Below are 374 nucleotides of genomic sequence, written 5' to 3'. Positions count from 1 at the left end.
AGTAAAATAATGAATAAAGACACGTTAAACAATCTCTTAGATGAATTAATACAAAACCTGATATCTGGCAAGTTATCTTCCCAAGATTTCTATGAAAAAATTAAACTCTCTGTAGTTCCTTTGATCCTTAATACCATTATGAAGGAAGAGAGGAATATTTACTTAAAAGAAAACACAGAAGAATATGCTAATGGTTTTTATCCAAGAACCCTGTATCTAAATAACACTCCTTTAAAAGTTAATATCCCTCGCACAAGAACTTCCAGCTTCTTTCCATCCTCTATTCCAAAATATAGTAGGTATCTTCCACAGGAATACTCCCATATCGTAGAAAGCCTATTTTTATCTACCAGTTCTATAGAAGCTTTAAAAGC

Annotated in this window: 1 protein-coding gene; it reads left to right on the top strand. The window is 31.8% G+C overall.

All coding sequences use genetic code 11. The features are described from left to right. Nucleotides 1–9 precede the first annotated feature (9 nt). Nucleotides 10–374, top strand: a 365-nt coding sequence (locus ACYQ0O_RS13180) for a transposase (protein WP_459893809.1), incomplete at its 3' end; no start/stop codon positions are given.

It is taken from the genome of Desulfothermus okinawensis JCM 13304 (genome assembly GCF_054654515.1).
Note: the sequence above shows the minus strand (reverse complement) of the source record. Positions and strands in the feature narration are given on the sequence as shown.